Annotated in this window: 1 protein-coding gene; it reads right to left on the bottom strand. The window is 72.2% G+C overall.

The window, feature by feature from the left end; genetic code table 11:
• Positions 1-160: 160 nt before the first annotated feature.
• A partial coding sequence (locus tag J7528_RS23975) for a cyanophycin synthetase (protein ID WP_291879870.1) occupies positions 161-598 on the bottom strand: 438 nt, incomplete at its 5' end.

Here is a 598-nt window from a genome sequence, read left to right as displayed (position 1 = left end):
AGCGCACGTCGCGCGAGTCCATCTCGACCCCGGCCACCTGGAAGTCGCCGCTGGCTGTGCCGCCGGTCGCTTCGGCGACCTCGTCCGCGGTCCACAGCGCGAGCCGTTTGCGGTCGCGTTCGGTCGACGGCCAGCGCAAGGTCTTGAGCACCGCGTTCATTCAGTTGGCTCCTGCCAGTTCGGCGGCGCATTCGCGCGCGACCGTGACGTCGTCGAAAGGAAGAATCCGCGTCGCCTCGCCCGAGCCGACGATCTGCCCCTGCTCGTGGCCCTTGCCGGCGATGAGGACGATGTCGCCCGCCGAAGCTTCCGCAATTGCCGCGCGGATCGCCGCGCGCCGGTCGCCGACCTCGCGCGCGCCGGGCGCGCCGGCGAGCACTTGCAGGCGGATCGAGGCCGGGTCCTCGCCGCGCGGGTTGTCGTCGGTGACGATTACCAGCTCGGAATGTTCGGCGGCGACTTCGCCCATCTGCGCGCGCTTGCCCATGTCGCGGTCGCCGCCGGCGCCGAACACGGTGATCAGCCGGCCGGAGACGTGCGGGCGCAGCGCGGCGATCGCCGCGGCGAGCGCGTCGGGGGTGTGCGCGTAGTCGACGTA

The organism is Caulobacter sp., assembly GCF_017744445.1.
Lineage (GTDB): Bacteria > Pseudomonadota > Alphaproteobacteria > Caulobacterales > Caulobacteraceae > Caulobacter.
This window is presented reverse-complemented; position numbering and strand designations above follow the sequence as displayed.